Here is a 16,584-nt window from a genome sequence, read left to right on the forward strand (position 1 = left end):
TGGCGGGTGACGCGGAACTGCCGGAGGACCGGGTGGATGGAGAGTGCCTGAAGGGCGACCTGCGGGCGTTGTTGGAGCAGCTGCCGGAGCTGCAGGGTCGGGTGCTGAAGATGCGCTACGGCATCCCCTGCGCCGACAACCCCGAGGGGGGCGAGCCGATGAGCCTCACCGGCATCGGCCGCATCCTGGGCATCAGCCGCGACCGGGTGCGCAACCTCGAGCGCGACGGCCTGGCCGGCCTGCGCCGCATCAGCGATGCCGTGGAGGCTTACGTCGCCGGTTGATCTAGGCGCGGCGGTTGATCCGTCAGGCTTCACCAGGCTTGTGCGTTCACGGCCATCCGGGCGATGCTGAGGGCAGAGGTGCCCCGATGACTCCAGCCACCACGGCCGCGACCGCTCGCGATCCCGCCGCCATCGGGGAGGAGCAGCTGCGCGACATGGCCGCTGAGATTCGTGCCGAGATTCCTGGAGCGGAGGTGCGTCTGTTTGGCTCCCGGGCCCGTGGCGAGGCGAGGCCCGACTCCGATATTGATCTGTTGATCACTGTGCCGGATGCCTGGCTGGCTGAACACGATCGCTGGGCCGTGCTGAATCGCCTGCGTTGGCGACTCAGCAGTGCTGATTGGCCAGTGGATCTGTTGCTGTTTTCCCAGAGTCAGGCGAGGCAACGCCTCCCTCTCACCAGCAGCGTGGTGCGCCAAGCCTATGAAGAGGGCTTGTGCCTGGATGGCTGAGGCCGATGCGCGATCGATGCTCACGCTTGCGCGGCGCGACCTGAAGGCCGCTCAGGCGCTGCAGGATGCCTCCATCAGCGAGGCCAGCTGGGGATTTCAAGTTCAACAAGTGGTGGAAAAGGCGCTCAAGGCCTGGCTCTATCAGCTGGGTGATGCCCCTCCGTTCACTCACGATTTGGTGGTTCTGTTCAAACGGCTGCTGCGAGCTGACGCGGAGGTGGAGACCCATCGGGATCTCGCTCAGTTCACGGATTTCGCGGTGCAGTTTCGCTATGACGCGGACCTCGAGCCCATGGATCTCGATCGCTCCCACTGGCTTCAGCGGGCTGAGGCCTTGGTGGAGCACGTTGAAGGGCTTGTCGGTCGCAGTGCCTGAGGTTGCCGCACTGCGCAAACGGTTGCTGAGCTGGTGGGAGGCGCACGGCCGCCACACCATCCCCTGGAAGCTGCGCGCCGATGGCCATCCGCCGGTGCCGGGCGAGGCGCTGGATCCCTACGGCGTGTGGGTGGCGGAGGTGATGCTGCAGCAAACCCAGCTGCAGGTGGCGCTGCCCTACTGGCGGCGCTGGATGGAGCGCTTCCCCAGCCTGGAGGCCCTGGCGGCCGCTGAGGAGCACGACGTGCTGCTGCTCTGGCAGAGCCTGGGCTACTACGTGCGGGCCCGGCGGCTGCAGCAGGGGGCGCGCTTGTTGCAGGGCCACCCCTGGCCCCGCACGCTCGAGGGCTGGCTGGCCCTGCCGGGCATCGGCCGCAGCACCGCCGGCAGCATCCTCTCCTCGGCGTTTGATCTGCCCTTTGCGATCCTCGACGGCAACGTCAAGCGGGTGCTGGCGCGCTTGATCGCGAGCCCCCGGCCACCGGCGCGGGAGCTCAACGGGCTGTGGCAACTGAGTGAGCTGCTGCTCGACCCGCAGCGGCCCCGAGCGTTCAACCAGGCTCTGATGGACCTGGGCGCCACCGTTTGCACGCCCCGCAACCCCAGCTGCGGCGTGTGTCCATGGCAGGCGCATTGCGCTGCCTACGCTGCCGGCGACCCTGCCGCCTACCCGGTGAAAGAAGCGCCCCGCGAGCTGCCGTTTCAGGTGATCGGCGTGGGGGTGGTGCGCAATGCGGCTGGTGAGGTGCTGATCGACCAGCGGCTCAACGAGGGCCTGCTGGGCGGGCTGTGGGAGTTTCCGGGCGGCAAGCAGGAGCCGGGCGAGGCGATCGCGGCCACCATCGCCCGCGAACTGCGCGAGGAGTTGGCGATCGAGGTGGCAGTGGGCGAGGAGCTGATCACGGTCGAGCACGCCTACAGCCACAAGAAGCTGCGCTTCGTGGTGCACCTGTGCACCTGGCGGAGCGGCGAGCCCCAGCCGCTGGCGTCCCAGCAGGTGCGCTGGGTGCGGCCCGAGCAGCTGGGCGACTTTCCCTTCCCCGCCGCCAACGCCCGCATCATTGCGGCGCTACTGGAGCGCCTCTAATCGGGAGCGCATCCAAAAAAGAACCACACTTGTGGTCTCTTTTTTAAGCCTGTTTGTCCCGCTTGTTGTCACCCTCGTTGTCCCGATCGGAGTCCCGGCCCATGCCTTTGCCCCAGCCCCCCGCCGCGCCGCTGGTGCTCTGTCTGGGCGAGGCCCTGGTGGACCGGCTGGCGCCCCCCGATGGCGACCGCCTCGGCGGCGCCCCCGCCAATGTGGCCTGCGCCCTGGCCCGACTCGGCACCCCCAGCGCCTTTCTGGGGCGGCTGGGGCGCGATGCCATCGGCGAGGCGTTTCGCGAGCTGTTTGCCGCGCGCGGCGTGAACACCTCGGCCCTGCAATGGGATGCCCAGCGCCCCAGCCGCGTCGTGCTGGTGCTGCGCGATGCCGGTGGTGATCGGCAGTTTGGCGGTTTTGCCGGCGCTGTGGGTGGGGCTGGCGAAGGCGGTGGCGAAGGCGCGGCGGGCTTTGCGGATCAGGCGCTCGATGCCGCCGAGTTGTCTGCCGCACTCGGGCCCCTGCTGGCGACGGCGCGCTGGTTGCTGGTGGGCACGATCCCCCTCGCCTCACCCGCCGCGGCGTCAGCCCTTCAGCTCGCCTGCCGTCAGGCCGCGGCGGCCGGCGTGGCCCTCGCCCTCGATGTGAATTGGCGCCCCACCTTCTGGGATCCGGCCGCCGATCCCGCCAGCGGCCCCACCCCCGCCCAGATCTCCGCGATCGTCCCCCTGCTGCAGCAGGCCGCCCTGCTCAAGTGCGCGGCCGAGGAAGCCCGTTGGCTGTTTGGCAGCGACGACCCGGCCGTGGTGTGCGCCGCCCTGCCGCAGCACCCGGATTTGGTGGTCACCGACGGTGGGGCGCCGCTGCGGTGGTGCTTCGCGGGCCGCAGCGGCGAGTTGCCCGCCTTTCGGGTGCCGGTGGTCGACACCACTGGTGCTGGTGATGCCTTCACGGCGGGCCTGTTGCACGGGCTGTTGCACAACCAGCCGGAGCCGCTGCTGCGCTTTGCCAGTGCCTGCGGGGCCCTGGTGTGCCAGGGGGCCGGCGCCATTGATCCCCAGCCCAGCGCCGACGCTGTGTGCGCTTTTCTGGCGGCAAACTAAGCCAAGACTTAGCTAAGCAGGCGCGAAGACAGGCTCCCCGCCCGGAGCGACCAGGCCAAGCTGGCGCCCGGCATCGGGGTTGTGGGGGTCGGCCAGGCGCAGCTGGATCCGCCAGCAGCCCGCCGGCAGCACGCTGAGCCGCTCGGGCCATTCCACCGCCAGCAGGGCGCCCAGAGCCCGGGCTTCCTCCTCTTCCTGGGCAAACAGTTCATCGGCCGCGGCGGGCAGCTCCAGCCGGTAGAGGTCGAGGTGCACCAGGCCACCACCACCACCACCATCACCTCCTCGGGGCAGTGGATAGTGCTGGGCCAGGGCGAAGGTGGGGCTGGTGATCGGTTCGGTGATGCCCAGGCCAGCGGCCAGGCCCTGCACCAGGCAGGTTTTGCCGGCGCCCAGATCGCCTTGCAGCAGCAGGGTGCTGCCGGGGCTGAGGCGGGCCGCTAGCTGCCGTCCAAAGGCGTGGGTGGCGGTGGCATCGGCGAGGAGGTGGGTCATGGGGGGCGTTCACGCGGGCTCAAGACCTGCTTGTAGATTGCCCTTAGAGCGAGCCCGAAGCCTCGGCGTCTCCGCAGAACTTTCCAAACCACGCCCTCCCAGCCGGGAGCGAGCTGTACCCCAAGCGAGAACACAACCCATGGTGGCTACCCCCGCCGCTCCTGCACTGCAGAGCACCAACACCTATGTAATTGCCGATCTCGGCCTGGCCGAGTTCGGCCGAAAGGAGATCGCGATCGCCGAAACCGAGATGCCCGGCCTGATGGCCCTGCGGGCCAAGTACGGCGCGGAGCAACCCCTCAAGGGCGCTCGCATCGCGGGCTCACTGCACATGACGATTCAGACCGCCGTTCTGATCGAAACCCTGGTGGCCCTCGGCGCCGAGGTGCGCTGGGCCAGCTGCAACATCTTCTCCACCCAGGACCACGCCGCCGCCGCGATTGCCGCTGCCAACGTCCCCGTGTTCGCCTACAAGGGCGAAACCCTCGATGAGTACTGGGCCTTCACCCACCGCATCCTCGAGTGGAGCGATGGCGGCACGCCCAACATGATCCTCGACGACGGCGGCGATGCCACCGGCCTGGTGGTGCTGGGCACCAAGGCCGAACGGGATCTCTCCGTTCTCGACAACCCCTCCAACGAAGAGGAAACGGCCCTCTTCAACAGCATCCGCCAGAAGCTGGCGGCCCAGCCTGGCTTCTACTCCCGCATCTACGCCAACATCCAGGGCGTCACCGAGGAGACCACCACCGGCGTGGCCCGCCTCTACCAGATGCAGAAGGCTGGCGAGCTGCCCTTCCCCGCGATCAACGTCAACGACTCGGTCACCAAGAGCAAGTTCGACAACCTCTACGGCTGCCGCGAATCGCTGGTGGACAGCATCAAGCGTGCCACCGATGTGATGGTGGCCGGCAAGGTGGCCCTGGTGCTCGGCTATGGCGATGTGGGCAAGGGTTCGGCCCAGTCGCTGCGTGGCCTCGGCGCCACCGTGATGCTCGCCGAGATCGACCCAATCTGCGCCCTGCAGGCCGCCATGGAGGGCTACCGCGTGGTGCGTCTCGACGACGTGGTGGGCGATGTGGACATTTTCGTGACCGCCACCGGCAACTTCAAGGTGATCCGCCACGAGCACCTGATCCAGATGAAGGATCAGGCAATCGTGTGCAACATCGGCCATTTCGACAACGAGATCGATGTCGCCTCGCTCAAGCAGTACACCTGGGACAACATCAAACCCCAGGTGGATCACATCGTGCTGCCCTCCGGCAACAAGATCATCCTGCTGGCCGAGGGCCGCTTGGTGAACCTGGGCTGCGCCACCGGTCACCCCAGCTTCGTGATGAGCAATTCCTTCACCAACCAGGTGCTGGCCCAGATCGAGCTGTTCACCAAAGGCGCGCAGTACGAAAAGCAGGTGTATGTGCTGCCCAAGCACCTCGATGAAATGGTGGCGCGCCTCCACCTCGACAAGATCGGCGCCAAGCTCACCGAGCTCAGCGCTGAGCAGGCCGATTACATCAACGTGCCGGTGGAGGGCCCTTACAAGCTCGAGCACTACCGGTACTGAGGCAGTCCCCCTGAGCTGGTGTGATACGCCCACCCGCACATGCGTGCGAACGGCGGGCTTTGATCACACCAGCTCAGGCGGATCAGGGGCCATGACTGAAGGGCACCCTGCACCTGAAGACTGATTCGTAGCCCTCGCTGGAGTTCCGGCGGGGGCTTTTGGTTGGCTTGGGGGCCTCAGGTGCCCCCGAGGCGCCTGATCAGAAGGGCACTTCCTCTTCGCTGGGGGCGCCGCCACCGAAGGCGCTGCCGCCCATGCCGCCACCCATGCCGGCTTCGGCGTCGCGCTTGGAGCCGAGGAGCTCGAGCCGGTCGACCCGGATCACGGGTTTGGTGCGCTCCTCGCCGCTGGCCCGGTCGGTCCAGCGGTCGAGCTTGAAGCTGCCGATGATGCCCACCAGGGCTCCCTTGCGGACGTAGTCAGCCGCCACCTGGGCTTGTTTGCCCCAGATTTCCAGGTTGAACCAGTCGGGTTCGTCGTCGCGACTGCGGCGATTGACGGCGAGGGTGAGGTTGGCCACCACACTCCCCGATTCGAAATAACGGACTTCTGGGTCGCGGCCGGCCCGGCCGACGAGGGTGATGGAATTCACGCCCATGGTGATGTCTCCTGTTGCTGATGGATCAATGATGCGGCACCCGGTTGGGCTGCCACCTTTCATCAGTTCCACCGTTCAAGCCGTCTGTAACACCCTCGTATGATTCGGCTCTTGCAGGCCGGGCGTCCGTGTTTTTTCGTCGTTTCCAGTTTTCGCGGGATATCGGGATCGATCTGGGCACCGCCAACACGCTGATTTTCGTGTCGGGCAAGGGCATCGTGCTGCAGGAGCCCTCCGTGGTGGCGATGGATCTCGAGAGGGGTGTGCCCCTTGCCGTGGGCGATGAGGCCAAGATGATGCTGGGCCGCACCCCCGGCAACATCCGCGCCGTGCGGCCGCTGCGCGATGGGGTGATCGCCGATTTCGACGCGGCAGAGCAGATGATCAAGACCTTCATCCAGAAGGCCAATGAGGGCCGCGGCATCGTCGCCCCGCGGCTGGTGATCGGCATTCCCAGCGGCGTCACTGGCGTCGAGCGCCGCGCCGTGCGCGAGGCCGGTCTGGCCGGGGCCCGCGAAGTGCACCTGATTGATGAGCCCGTGGCGGCGGCCATCGGCGCTGGCCTGCCCGTCACCGAGCCGGTGGGCACCATGATCGTCGACATCGGCGGCGGCACCACGGAAGTGGCGGTGTTGAGCCTGGGGGGCACCGTGATCAGTGAGTCGGTGCGGGTGGCTGGCGATGAGCTCAGCGACGCCATCGGCGTGTATCTGAAGAAGGTGCACAACCTGGTGGTGGGCGAGCGCACCGCTGAGGACATCAAGATCCGCATCGGCTCCGCCTTCCCCGACGACACCCACGACAACACCTCGATGGACGTGCGCGGTCTGCACCTGCTTTCCGGCCTGCCCCGCACCATCAACGTGCGCGCCGGCGACATCCGCGAGGCCATGGCCGAACCCCTCAACGTGATCGTCGAGGCGGTGAAGCGCACCCTCGAGCGCACCCCGCCTGAGCTGGCGGCCGACATCGTCGATCGCGGCATCATGCTGGCCGGCGGCGGTGCCCAGGTGCGCGGCATCACCGACCTGATCAGCCACGAAACCGGCATCCTCACTCACGTGGCCGAGGATCCCCTGCTCTGTGTGGTGAACGGTTGCGGCATGGTGCTGGAGGACTACAAGCGTCTGCAGCGCGTGCTCGACACCCCTGACTTCGCACGTCAGATCGCCTGAGCCCGATGCAGGCCGGCCGCAGGCTTCGCCTCCCCGCCCTGCGGGTGATCCTTCAGGCCTGGCCCTGCGCCCTGCTGCTGCTGGCCCTGGTGGCGGTGCGGCTCAGCAAGGGGGCGGGTGTCAGCGATGTCTACGCCCTGCTCAGCCGGCCCTTCTGGCCCGGCAGCGCCCAGGGTGAGTGGATCCGCAGCGCCCAGAGCCTCAGCGACCAAACCCGGCTGCGCCAGCTGGACGCTGACAACCGCCGGCTGCGGGCGCTGCTGGAGTTGCAGGGGCGGGGCGGCCGGGAGGTGTCGGCACCGGTGATCTCGCGGCAGGCCGGGGGCTGGTGGCAGCAACTGGTGATCGGCCGCGGCGAGCTGCAAGGCCTCCGGCCCGGCCTGCCGGTGACGGCGCCCGGGGGGCTGATCGGCCGGATCGCCAGCGTCACCCCCACCACTGCCACCGTTGCCCTGCTCACCGATCCCGGCAGTCGCGTGGGCGTGTGGGTGGGCCGCACCCAGCGCCATGGCCTCCTCACGGGGATCGGCACCAGCCGGCCCGTGCTGCGCTTTCTGGAGAAAGATCCTGGCGTGCGAGCCGGCGATGTGGTGGCAACGTCGCCGGCCAGCACCCTGGTGCCTCCCAACCTCACCGTGGGGGTGATCCAGTCGGTTGACGACCGCGCCGTGCCAGCCACTGAGGCCGTGGTGCAGCTCAGCGCTCCGGTGGATGCGGTCGATTGGGTGCAGGTGCGGCTGCCGTGAGTCGTCTGGCCCGTCACGGCTGGTGTGTGGCCACGGCCCTGCTGGTGCCGTGGCTGGTGCTGGCCGCCCCGGCGCCGTTGACGCTGGTGGGGGTGCCGCCGGCCTGGCCGGTGCTGTGGCTGCTGCCCTGGGCGCTGGTGGATGGTCCGCTCTCCGGGGCCCTGGCCGGTGTAGGGCTCGGTTTGGTGCTGGACGGGCTCCAGCTCGGCCCGATCACCCAGATTCCAGCTCTTGGGTTGCTCGGCTGGTGGTGGGGCCGGCTGGGTCGCAAGGTCCCGCCGATCGAGCGCAGTTTCAATCTTGGGCTGCTGGCCCTGTTGGGCACGGCCCTGCTGGGGGGCAGCCTGATCCTTCAACGCCTGCTGCTGGGGTCGTGGTTGCCGGCGATGTGGCCGCCGGCCCTGCACACCTGGCTGGCCCAGACCCTGCTCACGGCCCTGCTGGCCCCGTTGCTGTGCTCCCTGCAGCTGCTGTTGTGGCGCCAGCAGGCCCAGGGCGGGCGAAGCTGAGCCGATGGCACGCGAGCAGGGCCGGCGTCGCTTTCTCGAACTCCTCGGCGGGGGTTCGGCCGCGGCCTTGCTGGCGGCCGGGCTGGGCAGTTGCGGCCCATCCGGTGGGGGAGAGGGCTGGCGCGGCGGAGCTTCCGGCGCGCGGGTGCTGAATTTTTGGACCCTTGATCTGGCTCCCAAATTCAACGGCTATCTGCAGGGGCTGATCGCCAGCTGGGAACGCCAGAACCCCGGCCTCCGGGTGCGCTGGACCGACGTGCCCTGGAGCTCGGTGGAGCGCAAGTTGCTGGCGGCGGTGTTCGCTCGCACCGCCCCCGATCTGGTCAACCTCAACCCCCCTTTTGCCGCCAACCTGGCCAGCAAGGGCGGGCTGCGGGATCTCACCACGGTGCTGCCCGCCGGGGCGGCTGACGCCTACCTGCCGGCGATCTGGGACGCGGGGCGTCAAGAGTCGGGGCAGCAGGGTTCGGCGCAGCAGTTCGCCATTCCCTGGTATCTGACGGCCCGGATCACCATGGCCAACCGCCGGCTGCTGGAGCGGGCTGGCTACGGGGCGCCGCCGCGCTCCTGGGAGGAGGTGCCCGCCTTTGCCGAAGCGGTGCGCCGCCGCACCGGCCGCTACGGCCTGTTTGTCACCGTGGTGCCCGACGACTCGGCCGAGCTGCTGGAAACCCTCGTGCAGATGGGGGTGCAGCTGCTCGATCCCGACCACCGCGCCGCGTTCAACAGCCCGGCCGGCCGCCGCGCCTTCGCCTTCTGGAGCGACCTCTACCGCCGCGGGCTGCTGCCGCGGGAGGTGGTGAGCCAGGGCTACCGGCGGGCGATCGAGCTCTACCAGTCGGGCGATCTGGCCCAGGTGGCCACCGGCCCCGATTTCCTGCGCAACCTGCAGACCAATGCCCCCGGCATTGCCGCCGTGACGGCACCCTTTGCGCCCCTCACCGGCGCCGGTGGCGAGGCCAATGTGGCCGTGATGAACCTGGTGGTGCCGAAGCAGAGCCGCCTGGTGGCCGAGGCGGCCCAGTTCGCGCTGTTTCTCACCAACGGCCCCAACCAGTTGGCCTTCGCTGAGCAGGCGCGGGTGCTGCCCTCCAACCGCGAGGCCCTGCAGCAGTTGGAGGTGTCCCTGGGGGTGCCCGGTGGCGCGCAGACGCAGCAAGAGGCGCTGGTGCAGCGGGCCCGGCTGCTTTCCGCCCAGACCCTGCGGCGGGCGCGGGTGCTGGTGCCGGCCAGCCCGGGGGTGAAGCGGCTCCAGGCGATCGTGTACACCCAGCTGCAGCGCGCCATGCTCGGCCAGGTGGGCAGCGATGCTGCTTTGGCCGCGGCAGCCGACGAATGGAACCGCTACGCCAGCGCCCGCTGGGGCTGATATCAGCACTGCCGCAATCTGTCTGTTTCTGTAGAAATCCTTAAAAGTGGTCAGATCGGCTCCGGCATTGGCGATCTGGGGGATGACCGCAGGGCGCTTAGAGAGGTATGGTTGCGATTCTTTATCTGGCTTCCCGCACATGCCCTCGGAGGACAGGCCCAGTTCGGGGGATCGGGCGTTTCGTCCAGCGTCTGCTGAGCCCTTTGCCGCTGAGCCCTTCGCCGGCGCCTCCTCCGACATGTTTGGGACTGGCCCGGTAGAGCCGAAGGCCACCGTGATGGTGGTGGACGATGAGGCGGCGGTGCGCCGGGTGCTGGTGATGCGCCTGCAGCTGGCCGGCTACCGGGTGATCTGTGCCGAGGACGGCGAAGAGGCCCTCAGCCTGTTCCACCAGGAGCAGCCCGATCTCGTCGTGCTCGACGTGATGCTGCCCAAGCTCGATGGCTTTGCGGTCTGCCGGCGCTTGCGGGCCGAATCCTGCGTGCCGATTATTTTCCTCTCGGCCCTCGATGCCATTGCGGAGCGGGTGTCGGGTCTGGATCTCGGTGCCGACGACTACCTGCCCAAGCCCTTCAGCCCCAAGGAGCTCGAGGCCCGCATCGCCACGATCCTGCGCCGGGTGGGCCGGGGTTCGGCCTCCACGGAGCCGCGCGAGGTGCAGAGCGGCAGCGGCGTGTTGCGGGTGGGCGATCTGGTGGTCGACACCAACCGCCGTCAGGTGACCCGCGATGGTGAGCGCATCGGCCTCACCTACACCGAATTCAGCCTGCTGGAGCTGCTGTTCCGCGAGCCGGGCCGGGTGGTGCCGCGGGCTGAGATTCTTGAACAGCTCTGGGGCTACCCGCCCCGCCGCGCAGCCGACCTGCGGGTGGTGGACGTGTATGTCGCCCGCCTGCGCGGCAAGCTCGAGCCCGATCCGCGCAACCCGGAGCTGATCCTCACCGTGCGCGGCACCGGTTATGCCTCCCAGCGCATGGCCGAGTCGGGCCTTGCGGCTAATGCCTGACGCACAACAGCCTGCCTGAGGCACAACAGCCCGCCTGATCCCGCCGTCGGGCGTTCCTGCAGGATGGGCCGGTTGAGCCCCCTGTCTGCCTTGTCGGAGCTGCGCGAGACCCGTCTGGAGAAAGCCGCAGCCCTGGCGGCCTTGGGCCAGGGACCCTATGCCCTGCGCTTCGAGCCCACGCACCGCAACGGTGCCTTGCAGCAGGCCCACGTCGACCTGGCCAACGGCGAGGAGCGCGACGTGGCGGTGGCCGTGGCCGGCCGGGTCATGACCCGTCGGGTGATGGGCAAGCTCGCCTTCTTCACCCTGGCCGATGAGACCGGTCCGATCCAGTTGTTTATCGAGAAGGCCACCCTGGCGGCCTCCATGCCGGAGGATCCCGAGGCCTTCGCCCACCTCACCGCGCTGGTGGATGCCGGCGACCTGATCGGCGTGCAGGGCAGCCTGCGCCGCACCGACCGCGGCGAGCTGTCGGTGAAGGTGAAGGGCTGGACCATGCTCACCAAATCGCTGCAGCCCCTGCCCGACAAGTGGCACGGCCTGGCCGATGTGGAGAAGCGCTACCGCCAGCGCTATCTCGATCTGATCGTGTCTCCCGACACCCGCGAAACCTTCCGGCGCCGGGCCCTGGCGGTGAGCGCCATGCGCCGCTGGCTCGATGAGCGCGACTTCCTGGAGATCGAAACGCCGGTGCTGCAGAGCGTGCCGGGCGGTGCCGATGCCCGGCCATTTGAAACCCACCACAACGCCCTTGATCTGCCCCTCACCCTGCGCATCGCCACCGAGCTGCACCTCAAGCGGCTGGTGGTGGGCGGCTTCGAGCGGGTCTACGAGCTGGGCCGGATCTTCCGCAACGAGGGGATCAGCACCCGCCACAACCCCGAGTTCACCTCGGTGGAGATCTACCAGGCCTACGCCGACTACACCGACATGATGGCGCTCACCGAGCAGCTGATTGCCCACGTGTGCCAGCAGGTGTGCGGCACCACCCAGATCAGCTACCAGGGCACCGCCATTGATCTGGCGCCCCCCTGGCGCCGGGCCACGATGCACGAGTTGGTGCAGCACGCCACGGGCCTGGATTTCACCAGCTTTGGCAGCCGCGATGACGCTGCTGCGGCGATGGCGGCCCAGGGGCTGGAGGTGCCGGCCCTGGCGGATTCGGTGGGCCGGCTGCTGGTGGAGGCCTTTGAGCAGCGGGTGGAGGCCGACTTGATCCAGCCCACCTTCGTGCTCGATTATCCCGTGGAAAATTCGCCCCTGGCCCGGGCCCACCGCAGCAAGCCGGGGATGGTGGAGCGCTTCGAGCTGTTCATCGTGGGCCGCGAAACGGCCAATGCCTTCAGCGAGCTGATCGATCCGGTGGACCAGCGCCAGCGCCTGGAGGCCCAGCAGGCCCGCAAGGCCGCTGGCGACGACGAAGCCCAGCAGGTGGACGAGGACTTCCTCCAGGCGCTGGAGGTGGGCATGCCCCCCACGGGCGGCCTGGGCATCGGCATCGACCGGCTGGTGATGCTGCTCACCGACAGCCCCTCGATCCGCGATGTGATCGCCTTCCCGCTGTTGCGTCCCGAGGCGCGGCCGAGCGCAATGGGATAATGACTTCAGTAGGCAATATCCCCCATTAGGGGCCAGCGATTCCATGAGTGGCGAGCGCGTCGGTTTTCGCTTCAAACACGCGGATGCTGTGGTGAAGCGCAACCCCCAGGGCCGCTCGCGCCGGGGCTGGGTGATGGAGCCGGTGGAGCAGACCACCAGCCGCGGCACCAAGATGCCCGCCTACCGGATCCGCTGGCGCGACAGTGAACGTCCCGAGATCGTGCTGCAGCACATGCTGATCGCCGATCCCGACCCCACGCCGCCGCCCGATGGCGTCAGCCTGGTGCCCCCGGCTCCCAAGCTCTGAACGAAAGCCGATACACCGCCAGCCCCAGGTGTTCCTTCAGGGCCACGGTGCTGAGATAGAGCGCTTCGGCGTCGGGCAGGAGACTCTTGATCGTGTTGCCCACGGTTGGTTGGCCGTAGTGGGCCCGATCCGGCAGCTGGTAGTCGCAGGCCACTGGCACCACCGTTAAGCCGCTGCGCTGCTGGAAGGTGGCCAGCGAGCGGGGCATGTGAAAGGCGCTGGTCACCAGCAGCACACGGGTCCAGCCCCGCTGCCGGCCCAGGGCGCCAATGTCGCGGGCCTCCTCCGCCGTGGTGCGGGACCCTGGATTGATCAGGATCCGATTGGCCGGCAGCCCCAGCTCCTGGGCCAGATCCCGGGCCCAGAGCGCCTCAGGTGGTGCGGGATCGTTGCCCGTGAAGCTCACCCGTCCGCCGCTGGTCACCAGCAGGGGCGCCAGACCCCGGCGCACCAGTTGCACGCCGCGCAGGAGCCGGTCTCCCCCTTCCGCCACCTCCACCCCCTGACGGGGTGGCAGTGCTGGCCGCAATCCGCCGCCCAGCACCACCACCGCATCGGCCCGGGGTAGCTGCTGTGGGGTGAGTGCCGCCGCCTGCTCCTCCAGGCCCCAAATCAGCTGGCGGCTGGTGAGTGGCATCGCACCCAGCCAGATCAGCCCCACCCCCGTGCCACTGAGCCAGAGACTGGCTAGACGGCGCCTGCTACTGCGTTGGTCGCTGCCTTTGGCTGCCGCGGCGAGGCCCAGCAGTTGCAGTAGGAGGCCCAGGCCCAGCGGGTAGAGCAGCAGCGGCAGCAGTTTGGACAGCAGAAAACCCATGGCGGCCGTTGCAGTGGTGACTCGGTTCCCTCAAAGAGTTTGTACAGCTGTACAAACTCTTTGAGGGCTGCAAAAGGGGTTTCAGAACGCCTTCTCTCCGCAATCCTTCGGAAGAATCAGTCTTGTTGTCGCTGTCGCAGCGCTTCCAGGGCCTGCTCGGCTTCAAAGGCGGCCCAGTCCTGCTCGAGGCCGGAGGCCCGTGGCGGGCGCGGCCGGCTCTCCAGCTCGCGCAGGTCGCGCTCCACCGCCGTGAAGCTCACCCCCAGCTCGCTCAGGTGTTGCCAGCGCTGGCGGCCCTGCTCCATCAGGCCTTGCTGGTGGGCTTCGGCCCGCTCGGCCAGGGCGGTGGCACCGGCGGCCCGGGCCTTGACCACCCGCTCCTGCCAGCGCCGGATCTCGTTGGCCAGTTGCAGCAGGGCTTGGCGCTCCTGCTCCGCCTGCCGCTGCAACTGGCGCCGCTGCCCCACCAGCTTGGCCTGGCGATCACGCGCCTCCTGCTCTTCCAGCAGGGCTTCCTGGGCGGGGTTGGCCCGCAAAAAGCTCTCCAGCTGCTGCTCCAGCCGCGCCTCCAGTTCGTCGAGCCAGCTCACGGGGCGGCCTGGGGATCGGGTTCGGGGGCTGGGCTGCCGGCGGGGCTGGTGATCAACGGCGCTTCGATCTCCTGTTGCAGCGGCGTGATCGCCGCCTCGCGCGAGCGCAGCAGCAGTTGGGTGAGCCGGGCGATCGCCCCCTCGCCCAGGTCGTGGTCGCTGATGCGGTCGAAGGCGCCCCGATACAGCTCCTCGAGCTCGGCGATCAGACCCTCGCGCACCTGGCGCATGGTGGCCCGTTGCTCCTCACGACCCATGGCGCTCTTGCCTCTGGCTAGGAGTCTGCCGTTACCAGCAGGTGCAGCGAGAGATCGCCGGCTGGATCGCTCCAGCGGCCGGCGCCCCGCCAGCCGGCACTCGCGGCGAGGGCGAGGAAGGCCTCCGGGTCGTATTTGACGCTGTATTCGGTGATCAGCGGCTCGCCCGCGGCGAAGCTCCAGGCCTCCCCCGCCAGCTGCACGGTCTGCGCCTGGCGGCTCACCAGGGCCATGGCGATGCGGCTGTGTTCGGGCTGCCACCAGGCGGTGTAGGCGAAGGCCTCGGGGTTGAAGCTGCCCGCCAGGTCGCGGTTAAGCCGCACCAGCAGGTTGCGGGCAAAGGCGGCCGACACGCCGGCGGCATCGTTGTAGGCGGCCTCCAGCCTTGCCACGGCCTTGGGCTGGTCGATGCCGATCAGCAGCCGGGCACCTTGCCCCAGCAGCTGCCGCAGCTGCACCAGCAGCACCCGCGCCTCCTCGGGGCTGAAGTTGCCGATTGAGCTGCCGGGGTAGAAGCCCAGCCGCCGCTGGCCCTGCAGCAGCGGGTGTTCGGGCAGGTCCTGCAGCTGGCTGTAGTCGCAGCAGATGCCGAGCACCGGCACCGCCGGGTAACGGACCTGCAGGGCCACGCAGCTCTGCTGCAGATGCTCGGCGCTGATGTCGAGCGCGACGTAGGCCGGCGGCCGCAGCGCTTCCAGCAGGGGCCCCACCTTGCGCGCATTGCCAGCGCCGAATTCCACCAGCACCCCCGCCCCCAGGGCCGCCGCCAGCTCCGGGGCCCGCTCCTCCAGCAGGGCCGTTTCGGTGCGGGTGAGGCCGTATTCCGGCTGTTCGCAGATCGCCTCAAACAGCCGCGAGCCCTCGGCGTCGTAGAGCAACCAAGCCGGCAGCTGGCGGGGCCGCTGGGCCATGCCCTCGCGCACCAGCCGGGCCATGTCGGCCGGTTCCGGGTGGAGGTCGATCAGGTCGTGGTGGCTCTGCACCGTCATGGCAGCTCTTGGGCCAGGCGCAGGCCGGCGGCCATCCAGCGGCTCGCCGGGGGATAGAAGTTGCGATAGGTGCGCCGCGCGTGGCCGGCGGGGGTGAGGAAGCAGCTGCCGCGGAGCACCATCTGGGAACTCATGAACTTGCCGTTGTATTCCCCCACCGCTCCTGCGGCCGGCGCAAAGCCCGGATAGGGCCGGTAGGGGCTGGCGGTCCATTGCCACAGCACCCCGAAGGCTTGCTCCAGCTGGGGCGCCAGCAACTCCCATTCCGCCTCGCTGGGCAGCCGGGCGCCGGCCCAGCGGGCGTAGGCGTCGGCTTCAAACCAGCTCAGGTGTCGCACCGGCAGCTCGGCCCGCCGCGGCTGCCGCCCCGCCAGCGAAAACTCCTCGCCGTCGCGCCAGTAGCGCGGCCCCTGCCAGCCCCGCGCCTGCACCTCCGCCCAGCCCTCGCTCATCCACAGCTCCGGTCGCCGGTAGCCGCCATCGGCGATGAAGGCCTCAAAGTCGCCGTTGCTCACCAGGCGGGAGCTGAGCGCAAAGGGTTCGAGCCACTGGCGGTGCCGGGGCGCTTCGTTGTCGAAATGGAAGGAGCCTGCCGGGCTCTCGGGGCCGCCGGCTCCCTCCGGATGGCCGATCTCCACCAGCCCACCCCCGTGCTGCAGCCAGACGGGCGCCTTGGCCTCCGCCCCATCTGGCACTGCGCGGCGGTAGGCGTCTTCCGGCTGGGGTGAGTAGGCCGGCTCGAGCGGGTTGCGCGAGAAGCCATCGAGCAGGTCCATCAGCAGCAGCTCCTGGTGCTGCTGCTCGTGCTGCAGACCCAGCTCCACCAGCTCCAGCCGGGGATCGCCGGGCTCCAGCTGCGCCAGCAGGGCCAGCACGGCCCCATCCACCCGCTGCCGCCAGGCCAGCACCTCCGCCAGCGCCGGCCGGCTGAGCAAGCCCCGCTGGGGCCGGGGGTGGCGGGCGCCGACGGCGTCGTAATAGCTGTTGAACAGAAAATTCCAGGCCGCTGGCGCCGGTGTGTAGCCCAAGGCCCCAGCGTCTTGTTGGGGGCGCAGCAGAAATTGCTCAAAAAACCAGGTGGTGTGGCCCAGGTGCCACTTGGGCGGGCTGGCGTCTGCCATCCCTTGCAGGCACAGGTCTTCTGGCTCCAGGGGCGCCACCAGGGCGAGGCTGTGCTGGCGCACCTGTGTGTACTGCGCCCCCAGCTCCTGCCCCATTCCGCCGCCGCCTATCCCGGCTGAATTCAGGCCCGACCCTAGAGGCC

20 protein-coding genes are annotated in these 16,584 nt (G+C 68.9%); 13 read left to right on the forward strand and 7 right to left on the reverse strand.

From position 1 onward, the window contains the following. The 5 genes from KBY65_RS04315 to KBY65_RS04335 all read left to right on the forward strand — a co-directional run. Positions 1-284: sigma factor-like helix-turn-helix DNA-binding protein (locus KBY65_RS04315; protein ID WP_315860034.1), on the forward strand; the 284-nt coding region annotated here is incomplete at its 5' end. An 86-nt stretch (positions 285-370) separates the two neighbouring features. Then, positions 371-736, forward strand: a complete 366-nt coding sequence (locus KBY65_RS04320; RefSeq protein WP_143592819.1) for a nucleotidyltransferase domain-containing protein — start codon at positions 371-373, stop codon at positions 734-736. Continuing rightward, positions 729-1,112: a HEPN domain-containing protein gene (locus KBY65_RS04325; protein ID WP_158217013.1), complete on the forward strand. Its 384-nt coding sequence runs from the start codon at positions 729-731 to the stop codon at positions 1,110-1,112. Before KBY65_RS04320 ends, KBY65_RS04325 begins: the two co-directional genes overlap by 8 nt. Then, the gene (mutY, locus tag KBY65_RS04330) at positions 1,093-2,199 is read left to right on the forward strand and encodes an A/G-specific adenine glycosylase (RefSeq protein ID WP_255000643.1); all 1,107 of its coding nucleotides are present in this window, start codon (positions 1,093-1,095) and stop codon (positions 2,197-2,199) included. The genes KBY65_RS04325 and mutY overlap by 20 nt, the downstream gene beginning before the upstream one ends. Positions 2,200-2,300: 101 nt before the next feature. Next, the gene (locus KBY65_RS04335; RefSeq protein WP_255000644.1) at positions 2,301-3,296 is read left to right on the forward strand and encodes a carbohydrate kinase family protein; all 996 of its coding nucleotides are present in this window, start codon (positions 2,301-2,303) and stop codon (positions 3,294-3,296) included. 12 nt (positions 3,297-3,308) lie between these two features. Here KBY65_RS04335 and tsaE read toward each other — a convergent pair whose 3' ends face one another. After that, on the reverse strand, positions 3,309-3,791 hold the full coding sequence (gene tsaE, locus KBY65_RS04340) for a tRNA (adenosine(37)-N6)-threonylcarbamoyltransferase complex ATPase subunit type 1 TsaE (RefSeq protein WP_094559034.1): 483 nt from the start codon (positions 3,789-3,791) through the stop codon (positions 3,309-3,311). A gap of 139 nt (positions 3,792-3,930) precedes the next feature. On the opposite strand from tsaE, the gene ahcY reads away from it, so the two are divergent. Continuing rightward, on the forward strand, positions 3,931-5,358 hold the full coding sequence (gene ahcY / locus KBY65_RS04345; protein WP_255000645.1) for an adenosylhomocysteinase: 1,428 nt from the start codon (positions 3,931-3,933) through the stop codon (positions 5,356-5,358). 199 nt (positions 5,359-5,557) lie between these two features. Here ahcY and KBY65_RS04350 read toward each other — a convergent pair whose 3' ends face one another. Further along, the gene (locus KBY65_RS04350) at positions 5,558-5,956 is read right to left on the reverse strand and encodes a single-stranded DNA-binding protein (protein WP_255000646.1); all 399 of its coding nucleotides are present in this window, start codon (positions 5,954-5,956) and stop codon (positions 5,558-5,560) included. A gap of 128 nt (positions 5,957-6,084) precedes the next feature. On the opposite strand from KBY65_RS04350, the gene KBY65_RS04355 reads away from it, so the two are divergent. From KBY65_RS04355 to KBY65_RS04385, 7 genes are all read left to right on the forward strand, one after another. After that, positions 6,085-7,131, forward strand: coding sequence for a rod shape-determining protein (locus KBY65_RS04355; RefSeq protein WP_094559037.1), 1,047 nt, complete (start codon positions 6,085-6,087; stop codon positions 7,129-7,131). Between the two features lie 5 nt (positions 7,132-7,136). After that, on the forward strand, positions 7,137-7,877 hold the full coding sequence (mreC, locus tag KBY65_RS04360; RefSeq protein WP_255000647.1) for a rod shape-determining protein MreC: 741 nt from the start codon (positions 7,137-7,139) through the stop codon (positions 7,875-7,877). Further along, a complete protein-coding gene (locus KBY65_RS04365) occupies positions 7,874-8,386 on the forward strand; it encodes a rod shape-determining protein MreD (RefSeq protein WP_255000648.1) in 513 nt (170 codons plus the stop codon). Before mreC ends, KBY65_RS04365 begins: the two co-directional genes overlap by 4 nt. Before the next feature lie 4 nt (positions 8,387-8,390). After that, positions 8,391-9,755: an ABC transporter substrate-binding protein gene (locus KBY65_RS04370; RefSeq protein WP_255000649.1), complete on the forward strand. Its 1,365-nt coding sequence runs from the start codon at positions 8,391-8,393 to the stop codon at positions 9,753-9,755. Positions 9,756-9,993: 238 nt separating this feature from the next. Then, positions 9,994-10,761, forward strand: coding sequence for a response regulator transcription factor RpaB (gene rpaB / locus KBY65_RS04375; RefSeq protein WP_255000753.1), 768 nt, complete (start codon positions 9,994-9,996; stop codon positions 10,759-10,761). Between the two features lie 90 nt (positions 10,762-10,851). Then, positions 10,852-12,360, forward strand: coding sequence for a lysine--tRNA ligase (lysS, locus tag KBY65_RS04380; RefSeq protein ID WP_255000754.1), 1,509 nt, complete (start codon positions 10,852-10,854; stop codon positions 12,358-12,360). A 43-nt stretch (positions 12,361-12,403) separates the two neighbouring features. Continuing rightward, positions 12,404-12,667: a hypothetical protein gene (locus KBY65_RS04385; protein WP_255000651.1), complete on the forward strand. Its 264-nt coding sequence runs from the start codon at positions 12,404-12,406 to the stop codon at positions 12,665-12,667. On the opposite strand, the gene KBY65_RS04390 is transcribed toward KBY65_RS04385, so the two are convergent. The 5 genes from KBY65_RS04390 to egtB form a co-directional block, all read right to left on the reverse strand. Beyond that, positions 12,636-13,484, reverse strand: coding sequence for a YdcF family protein (locus KBY65_RS04390; protein ID WP_255000652.1), 849 nt, complete (start codon positions 13,482-13,484; stop codon positions 12,636-12,638). The two genes, KBY65_RS04385 and KBY65_RS04390, sit on opposite strands and share 32 nt — an antisense overlap. A 116-nt stretch (positions 13,485-13,600) precedes the next feature. Next, on the reverse strand, positions 13,601-14,074 hold the full coding sequence (locus KBY65_RS04395; protein WP_255000654.1) for a hercynine metabolism protein: 474 nt from the start codon (positions 14,072-14,074) through the stop codon (positions 13,601-13,603). Further along, positions 14,071-14,331, reverse strand: a complete 261-nt coding sequence (locus KBY65_RS04400) for a hercynine metabolism small protein (protein ID WP_255000655.1) — start codon at positions 14,329-14,331, stop codon at positions 14,071-14,073. Before KBY65_RS04400 ends, KBY65_RS04395 begins: the two co-directional genes overlap by 4 nt. 17 nt (positions 14,332-14,348) lie before the next feature. After that, a complete protein-coding gene (egtD, locus tag KBY65_RS04405) occupies positions 14,349-15,320 on the reverse strand; it encodes an L-histidine N(alpha)-methyltransferase (protein WP_255000656.1) in 972 nt (323 codons plus the stop codon). Then, positions 15,317-16,537, reverse strand: coding sequence for an ergothioneine biosynthesis protein EgtB (egtB, locus tag KBY65_RS04410; protein WP_255000657.1), 1,221 nt, complete (start codon positions 16,535-16,537; stop codon positions 15,317-15,319). The genes egtD and egtB overlap by 4 nt, the downstream gene beginning before the upstream one ends. Between the last annotated feature and the right edge of the window lie 47 nt (positions 16,538-16,584).

Origin of the sequence: Cyanobium sp. Alchichica 3B3-8F6 (assembly GCF_024346435.1) — a bacterium.
GTDB lineage: Bacteria > Cyanobacteriota > Cyanobacteriia > PCC-6307 > Cyanobiaceae > Cyanobium_A.

What these genes read in the sequence shown, in the direction of transcription:
- KBY65_RS04320 (WP_143592819.1), top strand. Translation starts at nt 371, where the DNA reads ATGACTCCAGCCACCACGGCCGCGACCGCTCGCGATCCCGCCGCCATC.
- KBY65_RS04325 (WP_158217013.1), top strand. Translation starts at nt 729, where the DNA reads ATGGCTGAGGCCGATGCGCGATCGATGCTCACGCTTGCGCGGCGCGAC.
- KBY65_RS04335 (WP_255000644.1), top strand. Translation starts at nt 2,301, where the DNA reads ATGCCTTTGCCCCAGCCCCCCGCCGCGCCGCTGGTGCTCTGTCTGGGC.
- tsaE (WP_094559034.1), bottom strand. Translation starts at nt 3,791, where the DNA reads ATGACCCACCTCCTCGCCGATGCCACCGCCACCCACGCCTTTGGACGG.
- ahcY (WP_255000645.1), top strand. Translation starts at nt 3,931, where the DNA reads ATGGTGGCTACCCCCGCCGCTCCTGCACTGCAGAGCACCAACACCTAT.
- KBY65_RS04350 (WP_255000646.1), bottom strand. Translation starts at nt 5,956, where the DNA reads ATGGGCGTGAATTCCATCACCCTCGTCGGCCGGGCCGGCCGCGACCCA.
- mreC (WP_255000647.1), top strand. Translation starts at nt 7,137, where the DNA reads ATGCAGGCCGGCCGCAGGCTTCGCCTCCCCGCCCTGCGGGTGATCCTT.
- KBY65_RS04370 (WP_255000649.1), top strand. Translation starts at nt 8,391, where the DNA reads ATGGCACGCGAGCAGGGCCGGCGTCGCTTTCTCGAACTCCTCGGCGGG.
- rpaB (WP_255000753.1), top strand. Translation starts at nt 9,994, where the DNA reads ATGTTTGGGACTGGCCCGGTAGAGCCGAAGGCCACCGTGATGGTGGTG.
- KBY65_RS04385 (WP_255000651.1), top strand. Translation starts at nt 12,404, where the DNA reads ATGAGTGGCGAGCGCGTCGGTTTTCGCTTCAAACACGCGGATGCTGTG.
- KBY65_RS04390 (WP_255000652.1), bottom strand. Translation starts at nt 13,484, where the DNA reads ATGGGTTTTCTGCTGTCCAAACTGCTGCCGCTGCTGCTCTACCCGCTG.
- KBY65_RS04400 (WP_255000655.1), bottom strand. Translation starts at nt 14,331, where the DNA reads ATGGGTCGTGAGGAGCAACGGGCCACCATGCGCCAGGTGCGCGAGGGT.
- egtD (WP_255000656.1), bottom strand. Translation starts at nt 15,320, where the DNA reads ATGACGGTGCAGAGCCACCACGACCTGATCGACCTCCACCCGGAACCG.
- egtB (WP_255000657.1), bottom strand. Translation starts at nt 16,537, where the DNA reads ATGGGGCAGGAGCTGGGGGCGCAGTACACACAGGTGCGCCAGCACAGC.